Annotated in this window: 12 protein-coding genes and 6 pseudogenes; 10 read left to right on the forward strand and 8 right to left on the reverse strand. The window is 73.3% G+C overall.

All coding sequences use genetic code 11. From position 1 onward, the window contains the following. Positions 1-233 precede the first annotated feature (233 nt). Complete coding sequence (locus UG55_RS16760) at positions 234-1,781, forward strand: hypothetical protein (RefSeq protein ID WP_066069778.1); 1,548 nt, start codon at positions 234-236, stop codon at positions 1,779-1,781. Continuing rightward, complete coding sequence (locus tag UG55_RS16765) at positions 1,778-2,977, forward strand: transporter substrate-binding domain-containing protein (protein ID WP_242424647.1); 1,200 nt, start codon at positions 1,778-1,780, stop codon at positions 2,975-2,977. The genes UG55_RS16760 and UG55_RS16765 overlap by 4 nt, the downstream gene beginning before the upstream one ends. Here the strand turns inward: UG55_RS16765 and UG55_RS16770 are convergent. The 6 genes and pseudogenes from UG55_RS16770 to UG55_RS29165 form a co-directional block, all read right to left on the reverse strand. Then, on the reverse strand, positions 2,940-3,614 hold the full coding sequence (locus UG55_RS16770) for an FHA domain-containing protein (protein ID WP_083986893.1): 675 nt from the start codon (positions 3,612-3,614) through the stop codon (positions 2,940-2,942). The two genes, UG55_RS16765 and UG55_RS16770, sit on opposite strands and share 38 nt — an antisense overlap. After that, the gene (locus UG55_RS16775) at positions 3,604-5,094 is read right to left on the reverse strand and encodes a vWA domain-containing protein (RefSeq protein ID WP_066069781.1); all 1,491 of its coding nucleotides are present in this window, start codon (positions 5,092-5,094) and stop codon (positions 3,604-3,606) included. The genes UG55_RS16770 and UG55_RS16775 overlap by 11 nt, the downstream gene beginning before the upstream one ends. Positions 5,095-5,107: 13 nt before the next feature. Continuing rightward, on the reverse strand, positions 5,108-7,429 hold the full coding sequence (locus UG55_RS16780) for a serine/threonine-protein kinase (protein ID WP_066069784.1): 2,322 nt from the start codon (positions 7,427-7,429) through the stop codon (positions 5,108-5,110). Between the two features lie 639 nt (positions 7,430-8,068). Continuing rightward, positions 8,069-8,320: a hypothetical protein gene (locus UG55_RS38200; RefSeq protein ID WP_396230935.1), complete on the reverse strand. Its 252-nt coding sequence runs from the start codon at positions 8,318-8,320 to the stop codon at positions 8,069-8,071. Between the two features lie 5 nt (positions 8,321-8,325). After that, a pseudogene (locus UG55_RS46295) lies at positions 8,326-9,178 on the reverse strand (transporter substrate-binding domain-containing protein); the annotation flags it as partial. Next, the gene (locus UG55_RS29165; protein WP_157901524.1) at positions 9,175-10,635 is read right to left on the reverse strand and encodes a hypothetical protein; all 1,461 of its coding nucleotides are present in this window, start codon (positions 10,633-10,635) and stop codon (positions 9,175-9,177) included. The gene UG55_RS29165 and the pseudogene UG55_RS46295, both read right to left, overlap by 4 nt. Positions 10,636-11,009: 374 nt before the next feature. On the opposite strand from UG55_RS29165, the gene UG55_RS16800 reads away from it, so the two are divergent. Further along, complete coding sequence (locus tag UG55_RS16800; RefSeq protein WP_066069851.1) at positions 11,010-11,519, forward strand: hypothetical protein; 510 nt, start codon at positions 11,010-11,012, stop codon at positions 11,517-11,519. Between the two features lie 432 nt (positions 11,520-11,951). Here the strand turns inward: UG55_RS16800 and UG55_RS29510 are convergent, their stop codons facing one another. Further along, positions 11,952-12,827, reverse strand: a complete 876-nt coding sequence (locus UG55_RS29510; RefSeq protein WP_199865160.1) for a hypothetical protein — start codon at positions 12,825-12,827, stop codon at positions 11,952-11,954. Positions 12,828-12,975: 148 nt separating this feature from the next. Between UG55_RS29510 and UG55_RS16810 the strand changes: the two genes are divergently transcribed. The 7 genes and pseudogenes from UG55_RS16810 to UG55_RS38235 form a co-directional block, all read left to right on the forward strand. Then, positions 12,976-13,200, forward strand: coding sequence for a hypothetical protein (locus tag UG55_RS16810; RefSeq protein ID WP_066069790.1), 225 nt, complete (start codon positions 12,976-12,978; stop codon positions 13,198-13,200). Positions 13,201-13,312: 112 nt separating this feature from the next. Continuing rightward, positions 13,313-13,816 (forward strand): undecaprenyl-diphosphate phosphatase (locus UG55_RS38210; protein WP_304440418.1); only part of this gene is annotated, 504 nt, incomplete at its 3' end. A 1-nt stretch (position 13,817) separates the two neighbouring features. Beyond that, positions 13,818-14,194: pseudogene (locus UG55_RS38215) on the forward strand (undecaprenyl-diphosphate phosphatase); the annotation flags it as partial. A gap of 179 nt (positions 14,195-14,373) precedes the next feature. After that, positions 14,374-15,856, forward strand: a pseudogene (locus UG55_RS38220) (HAD-IC family P-type ATPase); the annotation flags it as partial. 1 nt (position 15,857) lies between these two features. Next, positions 15,858-16,074: pseudogene (locus tag UG55_RS38225) on the forward strand (hypothetical protein); the annotation flags it as partial. 1 nt (position 16,075) lies between these two features. After that, positions 16,076-16,440: pseudogene (locus UG55_RS38230) on the forward strand (HAD-IC family P-type ATPase); the annotation flags it as partial. Position 16,441: 1 nt separating this feature from the next. Beyond that, a pseudogene (locus UG55_RS38235) lies at positions 16,442-16,896 on the forward strand (cation transporting ATPase C-terminal domain-containing protein); the annotation flags it as partial. On the opposite strand, the gene UG55_RS16825 reads toward UG55_RS38235, so the two are convergent. After that, positions 16,889-17,383 carry a nuclear transport factor 2 family protein gene (locus UG55_RS16825; protein WP_066069799.1) on the reverse strand — a complete coding sequence of 165 codons (495 nt, stop codon included), beginning with the start codon at positions 17,381-17,383 and terminating at the stop codon, positions 16,889-16,891. The pseudogene UG55_RS38235 and the gene UG55_RS16825 sit on opposite strands and share 8 nt — an antisense overlap. Positions 17,384-17,621 lie beyond the last annotated feature (238 nt).

Genomic DNA, 17,621 nt, shown 5'->3' on the forward strand with positions numbered 1-17,621 from the left:
AGATCACCAGAGTACGGACGATTGTTGCGGCGAGGTATTGGCCGCATAGGTTCGGCCGGGAACGGCCATTAGCCGCGAACAGGATATCGGCTCGCCATATTTCGCCGGTGAGCCCGCCAGTTTCGTCGGCTGCGTACGCTCGGGTGCTGTGGCTATGGCAGGCTCCGCCAGATCTCCGGGGCGAGGTCGAAATGTCGGATCCTGATCCTCCGGAGCCGGTGGGAACAGCGCCGGTGGGAACAGCGCCGGTCGTCGCGGGGAATGCGGCGCCGGCTGTTCTCCGGCTTCTTCGGCAGGTGCGCGCGGGCGGCGCCGGCTCACGCTTCGGCGGTGTCCTGGCCGTGCTTCTCGGGGTTCTCGCCCTCGCGGGTGTGGTGTCCCACGAGGTGCTCGACCAGCGGCTGGTGGCGACCGACAACATCCGTGAGCGTTCGGCGGCCGCGCTGATCGCGGCCGAACGCCTGCGGGCCGGGCTTGCGGGGGCGGATGCCACCGCCGCCGCCGGCGTTTTCGCCTGGGTCGCGCTGGCACCCGGGGATTCGACCGATCCCGCGCGTCGCCGGGCTTACTACGACCGGATAAAGGGCGACAGCCACTACGCCGGGGATCATTCCGGCGACGGTGCGGGCACCCGTTCGGGAAAGGCGGACGACCCGTCCTCGGTGGCGGGTCCCGGCAGGGCGGTGAACGAGTACAGTTCCGCGTTGCGCGGCGCCGTCACCGCGTTGCTCGCGCTGCGCGAAATCGACCCCGGCGGGTGCGATCCGGTGCGCGATCCGCAGTCCACGCACTGCGCGATGGACCGGATCGCCACGCTGATTCCCGAGTACGTGGGCCTGGTGGCCGAGGCGACCGCGAACACCCGGGCGGGGAACACGGTCGGTGGCTCGTACCAGACGCTGGCCTCCACCCTGATGGCCACGAGCATTCTCGGTCAGACGGATCTGCTGGTGAGCGCCTACGGCGAACGGGTCGACCAGGACTACCGGCGGGCGACGAGCGGGGCGGCCGAGGAACTGCTGCTCGGCGCGTTCGGCTGCGCGCTGACCGGTCTGTTCTGGACGCAGTTCTACGTGTTCCGCCGCACCCGCCGGATTCTCAACGTCGGCCTGGCCGCGGCCACCGTGCTGGTGGTCGGGGTGGGAGCGGCCGGCCTGGTGCTGTTGAACGGGCAGCAGAGCAGGCTGGCCGCCACCCAGCGGGCCGACTACCGCCCGATGACACTGCTCGCGGCCTCGCGCACCCTCGCGTTCCAGGCCCGGACGTGCGAGTTCCTGTCCCTGATGTCCCTGGGGAACGGGGAGGAAGCCGACCACTGCTTCGCGAGTGCCGTGTCGGCCCTCGGCTACACCCCGGAGGGCAGGCCCGGGGCGCCTTCGGAGGCGCGGCGCCGGGACGGGCTGCTGACGGCGGCGCTGGCCGCCCTGCCGTCGGAGTCCGCGGCCCGGGGCGGCGAGCTGGCCGCCGACCTGGGCGGCTGGCTGCGGACCCGGGCCGGCGCGGTTGCCACCCTGCATCAGCCGCCAACCCGGTCTGGTGACGCCCCGCCCGTCAATGTCTTCGAGCGGGCCGTCGAGGAAACGCTGAACTCATCCGATTTCGACAATTTCGTTGGTGGTACGGATGAGCTGCTCGCCCGCGGTGTCGACAGTTTCGATGACGAGCTGCGCGGCGCCGCGGCGGCTGTCCGGCTTCTCTCCGGCCTCGTCACCGTGCTCGTGTCCATCGCTGTGCTCGGTGCTGTGCTCGGTGTCGGGGCCCGCATTCGGGAGTATCTGTGAGCCGCCGGCCGGCCCGCGCCCGCGGATCCGTCCGCCTCGTCCTGGTCGCCACGATGACGGTGCCGCTCGCACTCGGTGGGCTGGCCTCCTGCGGGACGACCGGCAGCCCGCCGTGGCGTCCGGTCCGCGCTCAGGAGGCGCCGGTGACCCCGCTGCCCACGCCGTCGGAGCTGCCCGCGCCGTCGGACGCGCCGGGCCCGGCCGGTGGGCCGGGCCCGGCCGGTGGGTCGGAGACGGGTCCGGACTGCAACCCGCGTGCCAGCGAGCCGCCGCTCGCCAGCCTTCCGCCAGCGGGCCAGCGCGGGCCCAGGATCACCGAGATCGAACGGCGCAAGGTGCTGCGGGTGGGGGTGGTCGCCGAGGCGCCGCCCTTCGCGTCCATGAACTGGCATACCGGGCAGCCCGAGGGTTTCGAGGTGGCGATCGCCCGCGAGCTGGCTCAGGTGATCCTCGGTGCCGGCGGTCGCGCGGAGATCCGCGCCGTCGACACCCGCGACCGCGAGAAGGTGCTCGCCGAGGGCGGAGCCGACGTGGTCATCGGCACGATGACGATGACCTGTCAGCGTAAACAGAAGGTCAACTTCTCCGGGGTCTACTTCGAGGCTGCCTTCCGCCTGCTGGTGCCGAAGAACGCCGGGTTCCGGACGGCCGGCGATCTCTCCGGGCGAAAGGTCTGCTCATCGCAGGGCAGCACCTCCCACGACAAGGTCAGAAATCTCCCGGGCTTTCCCGCGGGAACTCCGCGACCGGTGCCGGTGACGAGGGTGGGGTCCGCCGACTGCCTGGCCGCCCTGCAACGCGGCGAGGTCGACGCAGTGGCCACCGACGACACGATTCTCGCCGGAATGGCCCGGGAGGACGTGACCGTCCAGGTGCTGGGGGCCGAGGCCTTCCGCGGCGCGAGCCCGGCGGACCTCGCGAAGCTCGACGAACCCTACGGAATGGCGGTCGCCCGCACCGAGCTCCCGCTGAGTGGGGCGGCGAAGGAGACGGCGATGCGCGCCGACCGGCAGTTCGTCGCCTTTCTCAACCGGTTCCTGCTCGATCTGATGAACGGCCCGCGGTGGCGCGAGCTCTACTCCGAGTATCTCGGCGACGTCCTGGGCGGGGATGCCGGACCGCCGACCGCCAACCAGCCGAACTGGCCGGACGGAGTCATCAACCCGCCGGTTTCCCCGGCCGGTGGCGGAACGTGATCCGGGTCCAGGCACCGAGAAAGACCCGGTCGCCGTCGTGCAGGAGAACGGCCTGCCCGGGGCGGATCGGCCGGGCGGTGTCATTCACCCGGGTCCCGTTCAGGGACTGCCGGTCGATGATGGCGTAGCTCCCGTCCGGCTGCCGGTCCAGACGCGCGTGCCGGCCGGAGACAGCCGGATCGTGGAGCGCGTCGACCAGGTTGATCGCCTGCGGTGAACCGTCCCGGCGCGCGCCGATCGGGACGATCACCCCGCCCAGCGGGATCACCTTCGGTTCCCGTCCCGCGGGCAGCCGCAGGCCGTCCCCGGCCAGACTGCCGAAATAGCGCGCGTCGACCTCGATCACCGCGTCCCATTCCGGGGCCGCCGGATAGCGGGGGATGGTCCCCATCCCCTCCACCGGCCGCACTATGGCCGGTTGCGGAAGTCGCGCGTTCGCGAAGTCGTACCGGCAGCCGAGGCAGAACTGGTCGGCCGGCTCACGCCTGGTCTGGCAGTGCGGGCAGGCGGCGGAGAGGCGGGTGATGTCCCAGGAGTCCGGATCCCAGCTGCCCGTCGCCCGGCGGGCGACGGGCAGCGGCGCGGGGGGCGCACAGTCCCCGGTGCCGGCCTCGGACGCGCGCGGATCACGCGGCACGGTGGGTTCGTCGGAGATGTCGGCGGCCGCTGGGCGGATGGTCCCGTCCGGCGGCTCCGCGGGGCCGGGGGGTGCGGTCGGCCCGGCGGGCAGCCACAGCCCCGGGCCGGTGAACCAGCCGTTCGGCGGGCGGTAGGCCGGCCCGCGATCTCGGGCGCCGGGTGACAGCCCCGGCTCCGGGCCCGGCTCCGGCTCCAGGTGCCGGCTCACGGGGCCTGGCGGGACGGGTGTAGCGGGAGCGCACATCGAACACTTCGAGGTCGTGCGGGTCGATGCCGGGCCGGATCCGCACCCGGCCGGTCACCGGGTCCGGCTGGAGGAGCTGATCCAGCATCTCGATCTTCGTGTCGTCCCCGAGGTCGTACGCGAGTCCCCGGGCCCGGCTGAGATGATCGGCCGCGTTTCCGCTGTCGCCACGGCGCAGTGCCTCGGTGCCCCGGGTGAAGGCCGTTTCCAGCAGAATCGTCGCCCGGCTGTACTCGGCCTGCCGCGAACGCCGCGAGTACAGCGTGGGCTCCGACGTCCAGACAGCCTTGACGTCGTTGCTGGCTAACACCTCGTCGCCGCTGACGACGGCGACCCGCGCGAGTCGGCACGGCTCGGTCGACGTGCGCGGGCGCAGGTCGGAGATGGTGAGGTGGTAGGTGCGCCGCTCGGCGCGCCACGCCCCGGTGGGGAACTCGCTCTCCAGCGCGCCGACGGGCCGCGCGTGGTCGAGCAGATCACTGATGGTCGGCGTGACCTGCTTGAACAGGCTGATCCGGGCGTGGCGCGGCACCCACACCCGCAGCGAGATCTCCGGCCGCGCGCGGGCCATCGCCGCGACCGTCATCCGCTGGAAGTCCTCGACGAGGTCGGCCGGGTCGGCGACGTCGCGGGCGCTGCCGAGCAGCGCGTCGGAGACGGCGGTCAGCTCGGCGGCGACCCACCCACGCCCCACCCCGCGGCTGTCGCACTGGAAGCGCCCCTGACAGGCGGCCAGCGCGGCGCGGAAGGCGGCCGCGGTCTCGTGCTCGTTCTTCCCGTCGGTGAGCAGGATCGCGTGCCGGAACGCGTCGGGATGTTCGGCGAACAGGTCGCGCGCGGCGAGGAGCCACCGGCCGATGGCCGTCCCGCCGCCGGCCTCGACCTGCTGGACGAGCCGCCGCGCGTCCGCCCGGGTCTGCTCGGTGGCCCGGACGAGGCCGCCTTCCGGCGGGTAGACCGTGCGGGCGATGCTGCTGCCGCGGATCACCGCGAACAGGGTTCCCGGCCGCAGGCTGTCCACCGCCGCGCAGGCCGCCTGGCGCGCCGCGTCGAGCTTCGACCGGGGAGTCGCCATCGACCCGGAACAGTCGATGATGATGACTTCGGCGTAGTCGGGGCTCCGCGAGCCGGCAGTGCCGTCCTCGCGGGCCTGCACCGTGATCATCGCGTCTGTCTCGGCGGTGCCGGTGGCGAGGTGGCTGTCGGTGTCGGCCCGCACCGAGAAGCTGATCATGCTGGCCTCCGGATCACCACAGGGTCCTCGGCCGGACCCGGTTTGCCTCGTCGACGAGCCGGATGCGTTCCCGCCGGTCGCGGGTGAGCCGGGCGATCTCTCGGTAGGTCTCCTCCAGACCCAGGCGCAGATCGCGTTCCGCCAGCGGCCGGCCCAGGACGGTGAGCCCCGCGGGCCCGGGGGCGGCACCCTCGCGCTGGACCCGGGCAGTGCGCCATGCCCCGGCAGTGCGCTGGGCCTCGGTGGTGCGCTGGGCCTCGGTGGTGCGCAGCGCCGCGGCGAGAATGGCCAGCCGAAGCTCGACCCGGCGGCGCTCATCGAGCTCGAGCCGCCGGTCGGCGAGGATGGCCTGGGCCCGCTCGAGATCAGTCGTCGTGACCGGCGGCGGGACGGCCGGCGGCGGCGAGGCCGCCAGCGGTGAAGGCCCGACGAGTACCTCGATCATCCTTACTCGGGCGGCGGTGAAGGCGTAGGCGGAGGGCGGCACCCGCTGATAGGCGTCGATCTTGCCGGCCGGCTCGTCCAGGCAGCGGGCCAGCCCGAACGCCGCGCTGGTGATGGCCGGGTCGATCTGGCTGACCGCGTCGAACAGCTCGGCGGCGCGGGCCCGGTCACCGACCGCCTCGCGAGCGGTGGCGAGCGCGAGCCGCGGTGTCAGTTCGCCCGGGATGTACGCGAACACCCGCTCGAACGCGTCGGCGGCCCGGTCCGGCCGCCGCTGGGCGAGTTCGAGGACGCCGCGGTACCAGACCACCCGCCACTCCCGCGGGAAGTCGGTCGCCAGCTCCGCCACCGTCAGCCGCGACTGCTCGGCGCGGCCCGCGCGCAGCTGGGCACCCGCCAGCGCCAGCCGGGTGGTCAGGGTGGGCTGGTCGACCGCGGCGAGCCGGTCGGCCAGCGCGGCCGCGTCCTCGCCGGGGGCGGCCGCGAGAATGCGGGCCTGCGGGTCGTCCGCGTCCACCCGCAGCTCGGGAAGTACCTCCCAGACAGCGGGAGAGCCGGCACCCGGCGGGCCGCCGGCGGGCTCGCCGGTCGGATGCAGATCGGGCTCGAACCAGCGGCTGGCCAGCGGGGGCACCCGGCCCTCGGTCCGCGAGACGATCTCGTAGAGGACGCCGGTGAGTTCCTCGCCGAGCTCGCTGATGCTCGCGAACCGGTCGGCGGGGTCCGGCGCGGTGCCGCGGCGCAGGAGATGGTCGAGCGACTCGAAACCGCGCAGCGGTGCGTGTTCGGCCCGCGGCGGCAGCTGGTGGCGGTACGTGTCCAGAAAGCCCGGGAACCGGCCGAGGACGAGGCGGGCCAGTGTGCGGGTGGCGGCGAAGACATCCGAGGCGACGGTCGGGACGGTGTGGCGGGGCACATCCGGCGGGCGGAACTCGCCGTCCTCCAGTTCCGGGGCCCGGTACCCGGGGGTCGACAGGAAGGTGGAGACGTGGTCGTCCAGGCGCCGCGCGCCACCCAGGTCGATCAGGACCACCTGCTCCGCGGTGACCATGATGTTGTCGGGTTTGAGATCGCAGTAGGCCAGGCCGCGCCGGTGCAGGTGACTCAGCGCCGGGAGCAGCCGCAGCAGGTACCGGATCGCGTCCGCGGGCCGCAACGGCTCCGGCCGGCCGTCGGGCCCCCGCGACTGCAGGTCCGCCAGCCGGGACAGCGGAACACCGGGGACGTACTCCATGACGATGTAGTCCTCGCCCCGGTGCCGGACGTAGTCGATGATCCGGACGATGTCCGGGTGGTTGACGGCGATCAGGATCCGCCGTTCCTCCTCGGCGATCCGGCGCGCCTCGGGGTTCGCGGCGTCCAGCAGGCCCTTGAGAACGACCCAGGCCTGGACGCTGTCGTCGCCGTCGTCGCCGAGGTTGTCGTTCGTGGCCGCGTAAACCCATCCCATGCCACCGTGCGCGATCACGCCGTGCACGGTGTAGTGGCCGATGCGCTCACCCTCGGTGAGCTTCACCGTGAACGAGTACCGCTGGCCGCAGCGCGGGCAGAACCCGTCCAGCTCGGGTTCCCGGCCGGGCGTCGGCTGGGCGACCTTCGTGCCGCACGCGGCGCACTCCCGACGGCTGGTCGGGACACTGGGATTCGGCTTCAGCACCGGACGGTCCGCGAGACCGAGCACGTGGAGCTTGGGGAGGCGCCTCGGGTCGGTGTCCTTCGACGCCGCGTCCTCCCGTGGCCCGGACGGCAGCGGCAGCGGCCCGGAGCGGGTCGGCAGCTCGGAGCGGGTCGGTGGCCCGGAGGATCCGCACCGGTGGCAGAAGCCACTGGTGGTGATGAAGCCGTCGGTGCAGTCCGGCTCGGTGCACGCGACGGCGGTCAGCTCGCTCACCGGGTCGCACCCCCGCGAGCCGGGCCCGCCGCCCNGCTCTCGCGGTCGTCCAGAGCCCGCACGTAAGCCATCGTCAGGTCCTCCGCCAGGGCCAGATCGGTCGGCGCCCGGTCCAGCGTTCCGCGTGCCCGGGCGTACAGCGCGGCGAGGTGCTCCTCCTCCGTCAGGCCGAGGCGGGTCGCCTTGGCGTGCGCGGCCTGGAGGCGCCCCCGCAGCTCCCGGTGCTGGCGTAGCGGCGCGGTGTTCGCGGCCGTCACCGCCGCCGCGGCCAGTTCGGTCCGTTCGGCGAGGATCTTCCACCGGGCCAGCCCGCCCGCGATGTCCGCCGGGCGCCGGCCGTCCGCCGCGGCGGTGCACAGCGCGTCGAGCCACGGCCGCAGGCCGAGACCGTCCTGTTCCAGGACGTCCGGATCCGCGAGAACGAGTGGGTCCGTCGCCCCGTGGAGGACGTCACCCACCCGGTCCAGGGAGGCGTCCGCCGCGGCGACCAGGTCCCGCAGCCGGGACAGCCGTGCGCGCGCGGCCGCGAGCTCGCGGGCGATCTCCTCCGGGGTGCCCGGGGCGTCGTCGCTCATCCTGCCGGCGCCCGTTCCGAATCCGTTGGGTGGCAACGCCGGAAGAGCGTCGGCCACCTGGCCGTCAGCGTGCCCATTGCGGCTCGGGCGGCATGGACTCGTCGCACGGCATCTCGGGAACCTCCCACTCCTCGCACAATGCCATCCAGGCCGGCGGGTCGCGCCGTATGCTCTCCAGCACGCCGTTGACGAATCCGGCCAGCTCGGTGTCCTTTCCGGCCAGCCCGGCGTCATCGCGTCTGAATGCGACACTGTAGTACTCGGCTGGGCCGATATCGAGACCGGCCAGGGTGGCGGTGGCGTCCTGCTTCAGCATGCCCNCCAGGCTCGCGTCGTTGGCGGCCACCGCATCGACGGAGCCTTGCTGGAAGGCAACCAGACAGTCCGAGAGTTCGTTCAGGCTCCCCACGATCTCGAACTCGCCGTGCTGTTCGCGCAGGTTCCGCAGATTGTTCAGGGATGTTGTTTTCCGGGGCGCGCAAACCCGTTTTCCGATGAGGTCGTCGAACGAGTTGATGGTAGGTGCGGTCCGGCCGTCGGCGCCGGCCGTCGGAGCGACCCGGACGAGCAGGCGCGGGCGCGCGGTGAAGTAGGCCGCGGACATGCCAACCTGCGCCGCCCGCGACGGAGTGTAGGTCATTGTGCTGACAACGATGTCCACCGCTCCCTGCACGATCGCGGGGACCCGTTCGGAGTAGCTCACCGCAAGGTAGCGCGTCACCTCGTCGGCGGTCCCTGGATCCGGCCGGCCGAACAGGGCGGTGCTGATCCGGCGGGCGATATCCACGTCGAATCCCTCGAACCGGCGGGTCACCGGATTCCACGCCCCGCGAAGCTGGGTGTCGCGGGAGACGCCCACCCGCAGGTAACCACGCCGGTGGATGCTTTCCAGCGTCCCACCGGGCCGGAACAACTCCGGGCCAGGCAGCGGCAGTGTCGGCGGAACCAGATCGCGCGGCGGTATCGGACGGTCGTCTGCCACCCCGCCGGCGGGTCCGGCCGCCTCCGGTACCGGGGTCGCGAGATCGTCCCAGCGCTGGTTCGCCGCCGGCGGCAGGTCGGCCGCCACCGTGCCGCACCCGGCCGCCGCCACGGCGGCCAGCAGAAGCGTGATTGCCAGCGCCGCGCTCACCGGCCGCACCGACAGCCGGGGCCGGGGGAGGGAAGCGGTCACCGGTACTCCCGGATTCTCGGTTCCAAGCCCGCGGCGACCAGAATCGCGGCCAGCCCGAACAGCACTCCCGCTCCGGCCGCGACGCCGGCCAGCGCGTCCTGGGCGCTGGCCAGCTCGGCGTCGAAGCGTGCTTCGGCCGCCGCGTCCGCCTCCGTCAGCGCGTTGTCCAGCGCCGCGAAGCGAAGCATCGCCGCGGGCAGCCCGCCGGCGTCAGCAGGGGGGCGGCCCCCGGCGGGCGCGTCCGCGGCACCGATAGCCGCGGTCCCGGCCGTGCTGGCGGCCTCGACCAGGTCGATGAGGCCGGAGGCGAGTGGACGCGCGGTGATCGTCGCGCAGCCGTCGCCGGACTGCGGCCCGCTGCCGCCGCTGCTGCCGTCGTCGTCGGCGTCGTTGGCGTCGCTGCCGCCGGCGGCGCAGCGGAGCTGCCGCACCGTCCGGTCGTAGTCGCTGTCGAAGGCGATGTCACCGCTCTGGGCGAAGCGCCAGTACAGCACGTCGCCTTCGGCCCGAAGCGCGAGATTACGAACCCGCGCGAGCAGCCCGCGCACCTCGTAACCCTCGGAACTGGCGGTCGCCAGCGCGGACCGCTCGGCGGCCAGCGCCAGCTGCGGCCAGGCGGTCCCGGCGATCACCAGCGCCGTTGCGGCGAGCAGCGCGGGGTTCAACCGTCGGCGGGTCCACCGCGCTGCGGCGACCTGGGTGCCGACGAGGGCCGCGAACCCCACGGCAGCGACCAGCGCCAGGCCGACGACGTCCGCCCTGTTGGTGGCCCGCCGGAACTGCCGCGTCAGCTCGGCGGTGTGTGAACCGGCGAGGGTCGCGCTCGCCGGCAGCATCCGGTCGTTCATGAGGGCGTTCGCCCCGCGCAGGTAGGCCGCGCCCACGCTGTCGCCGTGCCGGTTGTGGGCGCGGGCTTCGCCGATGTACTCGGTGTAGGTGGGTGTGAGGCAGACCAGCGTCGCCAGCGCCGCGGCCGCCTGGGCCGGTGAGGTCGTCCCCGGAGCCCTGCCGTCAGGGGCTGGGCCGTCGGTGCCGGTGGTGACACCGGTGCCAGCGCCGGTACCGGTGCGGCTGTCCGGCGGCGGGCACGAGGGGTCCGCGCCGGTATTCACATTCGCCCCGGCGCGCATCTCGGCCGCGGTCGCGGCGAGTATCGCGGACGCGAACTCGCGGTAGATCTCGGTGCTCTCCTCGTCCTCGCCGCCCGCGGTCCGGGCCGCGAGCGGCTCCGCCTCGCCGTCCTCCTGCCCGGCCGCCGGCCCGATGAACGTCGCAGCCTCCGCCGCCGCCGCCCGCGCGAGGTGCCGGTGGATGTCCCAGGACGCCTCGGTGCGGTTCATCGCCGGTCCGCTGATCGCGGCGACCGCGCCTGCCCGCCGCTCCGCCACCGCGACAGTGCTGATGCCTGCCGCGACGCAGAGCGAGACACCCACGACAGCGCAGACCAGCAGGCGCATCGGTGTCGCCGGGCGGCTGAGCCGGGGGCGACGGCCGCGGGCCTTGCCGGGTTCACCCCGTCCGCCTCGCCGGGGTGTTCCGCGAGGAACACTCACGGGGGACAGTGTGCACTAGGTGACTGATTCGCTCCCCGGCGCGGTCAAATCTCCCGGGGTGCCTGCCGGTGCGGTCGGTGCCGGGGCCGTACCGGCCCGGACAGCGGCCCGTCCGGGCCCCGGGCGCCAGGCGGTACCGCTGTTGCCGGTGATCTGGCCCGAAGATTATCCGGAGGCCGCCAACCGGGACCACCGAAAGTGTAGTCAGCACTGGTTTTTTTGTTTGAACATCCCTGGTTGCCGGGACGGATGCGGGCATTGCCACTACGATTCGGATGATGATCGCCACGAGTGGGCTTCGTCGTTCCGACAGCGGTGCGGTATTGTTCCACCGGCTTCGTGAGGGGGTTCTCGCGCTTGATCCCGCGGTTGAGGGAATGCTGCGGCACACCGCAGGCACGATAGTGTGGGGCGCGCTGATGGAAATCGGGTCGGCCGAGGGCACTGTCACGGTCGTCTCATTGGCCGACGGCACCACGAGCCTCTACGCGAGCGCGGGGGGCGGTGTGGTCGGCGGCGGTGCGCACAGCTCGGTGGTCACTGCTACGAGGCACTTTCTGGCGGTGGTCGAGGAGCGGCTGACCAGCTTCGAGCCTGACGGCGAGCGTGCCCTGGTGCCCGGTGACGAGCGCATCGCCTTCCGTGCGCTCACCTATGGAGGGCGTCGTTACGCCGAGGCGGCCGAGAAGGACCTGCGTGAACCCGACCACATTTTCTCCCCGCTTTATCGGGCCGGGTATGCCGTGCTCAATCGGCTACGTTTCGTTGCGGCGGCCAGGGTATTCTGAAGGTAACCGAACGCTCCGGTTGGATTACCCGGGGCGGCGCGAGTCGCCCCCTGGCCGGCATTAACGAGGATAGCGGCGAACGTTTTCTCGGATTGTCGCCCGGAACCGGTCGAGGTGGCCGTTCCTTCGCCCGGTGGCTGCCCTGCGGTGGCTCTCATTCGCCCGGTGGCGGGAAGGTGACGGACCGGCAGGTGCGGCCGGCCGAGTGGCGCCTCGCTGCCGCCGGATCTTCCCCGCCTCGGCGGGGCGCTCGTCTTCGCGCTCGTCCTCGCCTCGTCCTCGCGCCGGTCGAGATGACCCCGCGCCCCGCCCTCGTGTCGGTCGAGACGGCGCCGTCGGGCCGGCTCGGGCCGCAGTCCCGGGGCAGGCTCGCGGTCGAGTGTCACCGCCTCAACCCTCCGTCGTTAGTGTTGTACGCTCAGTAACAATGATCTAACTTGGGTTCGCTGCTTCAGGGCATGCGACGGAGGGAACGGGCCCCATGGCGACCAGTTCATCGGAGACCAACACGTCCAGGAACGGCTCCGGCGCTGTCGGCGGCCTGGCGGGCCGGGGCGGGGCGATGCCGACCTTCACCCCGCCCGCGGCAGTGCCTCCGGTCATCCCAGGCCCGGCGCCGAAGCCGGACTCCGGCTCCGCGCGCCCGGAGGTCTCGCCCCGACCCGAGGTCTCGCCCCGACCGGAGAGCTCGCCCCGACCGGAGGGCGGAGCCGGTGCGGGGCCGGTGGCGCCGCTGGGAACGAGGACCCCCGGCGAGGCCCCGACCACGCCCACCGAGATCGCACCGGCGCAGGCGGCGTCGCGGCCGGGTTCGGGGCCGGCGGGCGGCTCCTCGGCGACGGGCGGGTCGAAGAGCGGCGGTGCTGCCGCGAGCCCGAGCCCGGCGTCGGCCGCGAAGAAGCCGGCGAAGAGTGCCAAGAAGGCCCCGACGGCGAAGGCATCCACCGCCAAGGCGTCGACCAGGGCGGGGACGTCCACTGCCCGCGGCGCGGGTGCGGAAGTTCGCGCGACGACGGCACGTGACGCCGCCGCGGCCGTAAAGCCCGCCCGCGGCGAGGCACGGACCGCCACGAAGAAGAGCACCGCGAAGCCGACCGCCGGGAAGACGGCGACCGCGAAGACGGGCACCGCGAGCGAGGCCGCCGCGACGGAGACGAGCGCGAACGAGGCCGGCGGGAGGCGCGGGGCCTCCCCTGAGACGGCTCCCCGAGCCGGGGCGGCCTCACGACCCCGGGCGACCTCGGGTACCGCCGCTTCCCGCCCGCCCGCATCCCGGGCGTCGACCGCGCGCACCTCGACCGCGCGCACGCAGACTCCCCGGACCTCGGCCGCCCGCACGCCGGCCGCCCGTAAGCCGGCTGGCCGCGCGTCGGCCACGCGGACGAGTACCACACGCCCGGAAGCTGGCCGGGCCACCGCGGCGCGGGCTGCGTCGTCCCGTCCGGAGAAGCGTGTCGTGCTGCGCCTGCCGTTCGTTCAGACGCGGCTCGAGGTGGCGAAGCCGCCGGCGGATGACGGCCTGCGCATCGGCCCGGTCGTGCTCCCGTCGGTGCGGAGGACGGCCTACTACCTCGGCCTCGGGACCGCCGCGGCGGTCGAGGTGCTGGAATGGCCGATCGCGGCCGTCGGCGCGGCGGGGAGCTTTGTGGTTCACCGTGTCCGCTCCGCCGTGGCGCCCTGAGCCGAGGCCGGTCACGCCGGGCTCCCGCCCGCCGACGCCGGGGGCGACGGGACCCCGCGCCACCGGCCCCCGACGCCGGCGATAGCGTCGTGCCCGTGGACGGGACGTCGCGGTGAACTGGACCGAAGGCACGGTTCTCGGTCTGGTCCAGGGCCTCACCGAGTTTCTGCCGGTCTCCTCCAGCGCACACCTGCGGGTCGTCGCCGCGCTCGCGGGCTGGGATGACCCGGGTGCGGCCTTCACCGCCGTGACCCAGCTCGGCACGGCCGCCGCGGTGATCGTCTACCTGCGCGCGGACCTCGCCCGCCTGGGTTCCGCCTGGTTGCGGTCGCTGCCCGCGCGCGCCGCCCGCCCCGGCGCCGCTCCTGACGCCGCCCAGGCCGCCGCGGACGCTCGGACGGCCTGGCTGATCGCCTTCGGCACGGTGCCGATCGGGGTCGCCGGATACCTGTTCGAGGACGTCATCAAGGGACGTCTGCGCGATCTGCGCCTGATGGCCGGTGCGCTGGCCGGTGTGGGCCTGCTCCTCGGCGCGGCGGACCGACGGGCGAACGGCCGGCCCGGTGGCCGCAGGTCACTGGCGGAGCTGTCGGCCCGGGACGGGCTGCTGATCGGGNTGATGCAGGCCACCGCGCTGATCCCCGGCGTCTCCAGGTCCGGGGCGACCATCGGCGGCGGGCTCACGCTGCGCTACTCGCGCCAGGCCGCGTCCCGGTTCTCCTTCCTGCTCGCGGTGCCGGCGGTCGCCGTGTCGGGGGCGTTCGGCCTGGACCGTCTCTACCGGGAGGCGCGGGATCCGGCGTCCACCGTCGCGTGGGGGCCGCTGGCCGGCGCGAGTGTCACCGCGTTCGTCGTCGGGTACGCGGCCATCGCCTGGTTCCTGCGGTACGTGTCCGACCACGGGTTCGCGCCGTTCGTCGTCTACCGCGTCGGCCTCGGGCTGCTGCTGCTCGCCCTGGTGCTGTCTGGGCGGACCCCGGCCGTACCCTCCTGACGGCCCGACGGTCGGGGTGTGCTGCCGCGGCGGGGCGTCAAATACGGTGGGCGCCGGGCAGACGCGCAAGCCGAGCACCGACCGAACAGGGGTGACCGATGGACCGGCCAGTGGCCACGACATCCGCGGCTCCGGACTCCGCCCAGCCGGAAGACGAGGCCGTGCCGGGGCTCGGTGCNGGAGGCAGCGCGAGCGGGCTGAACGCGGCCGAGGTCGCGGAGCGGGTCGCGGACGGCCGGGTCAACGACGTTCCGGTCCGGTCCAGCCGGTCCGTCGGCGAGATCGTCCGGGCGAACGTCCTCACCCGGATCAACGCGATCATCGGTGTGCTGTTCGTGCTCATCGTGATCGTCGGTCCGCTGCAGGACGCGCTGTTCGGCGGCGTGATCATCGCGAACACGCTGATCGGTGTCATCCAGGAGATCCGGGCGAAGCGGACCCTCGACCGGCTCGCGGTCGTCGGGGAGGCGCGGCCGGTCGTCCGCCGGGACGGCGTCGCCGCCGAGCTCGCGGCGGCCGAGATCGTCCTCGACGACGTGATCGAGCTCGGCACCGGCGACAAGATCGCGGTGGACGGCCTGCTGCTGGAGGCCGACAACCTGGAGGTCGATGAGTCGCTGCTCACCGGCGAGGCGGATCCGGTGCACAAGCGGCCCGGCGATCTGGTGATGTCCGGCAGTTTCGTCGTCGCCGGGGCGGGCGCGTTCCGCGCGACCAGGGTCGGGCGGGCGGCCTACGCCGCCCAGCTCGCCGAGGAGGCGAGCCGCTTCACACTGGTGCACTCGCAGCTGCGCAACGGCATCAACACGATCCTGCGGGTGGTCACCTGGATGATCATCCCGACCGGGATCGCGTTGATCATCAGCCAGATCGCGGTCAACGACGACGACCTGGCCGAGGGCGTGCGGCGGATGGTCGCCGGGCTCGTCCCGATGGTGCCGGAAGGGCTCGTCCTGCTCACCTCCGTCGCGTTCGCGGTCGGAGTGGTGCGGCTGGGGCGCCGCCAGTGCCTCGTCCAGGAACTGCCGGCGATCGAGGGGCTGGCCCGCGTGGACGTCGTCTGCCTGGACAAGACCGGCACGCTCACCGAGGCCGCGATGGACGTCGCCGAACTGCGCCTCGTCGGTGCCGAGGACCTCGCCACGGCGGACGTCGGCTCCGGGGACGTCGGCTCCGGGGACGTCGCCTCCGGGGACGTCGCCTCCGAGGCCGGTGAGGCCGGTGCCACCGAGTCCGACCCCGAGCCCGCGGGTGGGGATGCGGACGGGGGTCTCGATGAGCGCCGAGGGCTCGCCGAGGCCGTGCTGGGTGCCCTCGGCGTCGCGGACAAGCGGCCCAACCCGAGCATGCAGGCCATCATCGACGCCTACCCCGCGCGGCCGGGCTGGTCCGTCCAGGCGGATATGCCGTTCTCCTCGGCGCGGAAGTGGAGCGGTGCCGAGCTCGTCGATCCGGCCGGTGAGCCGTCCACCTGGCTCCTCGGCGCGCCCGACGTGCTGCTCGCCCCCGGCCACCCGGTGCTGGCCGAGGCGGACCGCTTCGGGGCGCGTGGCCTGCGCGTGCTGCTGCTGGCCCGCTTCGGCGCCGGGCTCGACGACGCCGTTGCCGACCCCGCCGGCGTGCCCGCGCACATCACGCCCGTCGCGCTGGTCGTCATCGCCCNGCGGCTGCGCCCGGAGGCGCCGGAGACCCTGCGCTACTTCGCCGAGCAGGGCGTCGCCGCGAAGGTCATCTCGGGGGACAACGCGCTGTCGGTCGGCGCCGTCGCCCGCACGCTCGGCCTGCCCGGCGCCGACGACCCGGTGGACGCCCGCACGCTCCCCGACGACCCCGAAGCCCTGGCCGACGTGCTGGAAAGCCATTCGATCTTCGGACGGGTCNCCCCGCGGCAGAAGCGGGAGATGGTCGCGGCCCTGCAGTCCCGGGGGCACGGCGTGGCGATGACCGGCGACGGGGTCAACGACGTGCTGGCCCTCAAGGACGCCGACATCGGCGTCGCCATGGGCTCCGGCAGCCAGGCTACCCGGGCGGTCGCGCAGATCGTCCTGCTGAACAACAGCTTCGCCACCCTCCCGTCGGTGGTGGCGGAGGGGCGGCGGGTGATCGGCAACATCGAGCGGGTCGCGAACCTCTTCCTGACCAAGACGGTCTACTCGGTCCTGCTCGCCATCGTCGTGGTGATCACCCAGGTGCCCTACCCGTTCCTGCCGCGGCACCTGACGCTGATCGGCTCGCTCACGATCGGCNTCCCCTCGTTCTTCCTCGCCCTGGCGCCGAACGCCGAGCGGGCCCGCCCGGATTTCGTCGGCCGGGTGCTGCGGTTCGCGCTACCCGCCGGCATCGTCGCCGCGGCCGCCACGCTCGCGTCGTACTTCGCCGCCCGCTCGATCTACGACGACCTCGACGCCGAGACGTCCATGGCGACCCTGACGCTGTTCCTCATCGCGCTCTGGGCGCTGGCGATCGTGGCCCGGCCCTACACCTGGTGGCGAATCCTGCTGGTCGCCGCGATGGCGCTCGCCTTCACGCTGGTGCTCGTCGTGCCGGCGGGCCAGGAGTTCTTCCAGTTGTCGCTGGTGGGCACCACCGGGCCGTGGACGGCCGCGGGGATCGCCGCCGCCGCTGCGGTCGTGCTGGAGATCGTCTGGCTGTTCACCCGCCGGGCTCTGGACGCGGCGGCCACATCCAGACCCGTCACCTGAGCGCGGACGGCGGAGCCATGGTCGAGTTCGGCGCGCCCCAGTCCGTGGAGACGAACCGGTGCTTGATCAGCCACTCGTCACCGGCCGGGACGAACGTGTCGCGGTAGCGGCCATAGTGGTCCAGCCCGATCTCGGTGAAGACGGTGAAGTAGCTCGCCACCCGCGCGGAGGTGGGCGTCACCTCGGTGAACCGGATGTTGGCGACGTTGTGCCGAACGATCCGGCGCACCCCCGGCACGGCCGACACCCTGGGCAGCCCGGCACCGGCCGCGGCAGCCGCACCGGATGCGCCACCCGCCGCGCCGCCGCCGAGGTAGCGGACGATGGCCGCGCGGCCGCGCAGCGGCTCGCGGCCGCGCAGCTCCAACTCGCCGTCGGGGTGAAAGGCAAGCGCGAGCTCGTCCAGCCGGAACGCGTCTCCGGACCAGGTGTAGCGGGCCAGCGAGTCGCGGATGCGCTCGCGGGCGGTCAGCTCCCAGTGCTCCACAGTCCGCGGAGACTACCGCCCCGTGCCACCCGGCGCCGCCGCTGCGGTGGCCGCCCGCTCGTCACCTGGGCATCTCCTCGATCCTCGGAACACTCCGATCCGACGGCAGGCGGAATCGCGGCCAGTACAGCAGCGGTGATCGGTCCGTGTCCGTGTCCGCGGCCGCGGAGGAGGCAAGCGGTGACCCGCTGGTTCAACACGACGCGCTCTTCTCGCCGCCGCGTTGACGGCCTGGGCG

It is taken from the genome of Frankia sp. EI5c (assembly GCF_001636565.1).
Classification (GTDB): Bacteria; Actinomycetota; Actinomycetes; order Frankiales; family Frankiaceae; genus Parafrankia.

Bases quoted from the DNA above. Each gene is read 5' to 3' on its own strand.
- UG55_RS16775 (WP_066069781.1), bottom strand. From the start codon at position 5,094: ATGATCAGCTTCTCGGTGCGGGCCGACACCGACAGCCACCTCGCCACC.
- UG55_RS38200 (WP_396230935.1), bottom strand. From the start codon at position 8,320: ATGCTGAAGCAGGACGCCACCGCCACCCTGGCCGGTCTCGATATCGGC.
- UG55_RS29165 (WP_157901524.1), bottom strand. From the start codon at position 10,635: ATGCGCCTGCTGGTCTGCGCTGTCGTGGGTGTCTCGCTCTGCGTCGCG.
- UG55_RS16800 (WP_066069851.1), top strand. From the start codon at position 11,010: ATGATCGCCACGAGTGGGCTTCGTCGTTCCGACAGCGGTGCGGTATTG.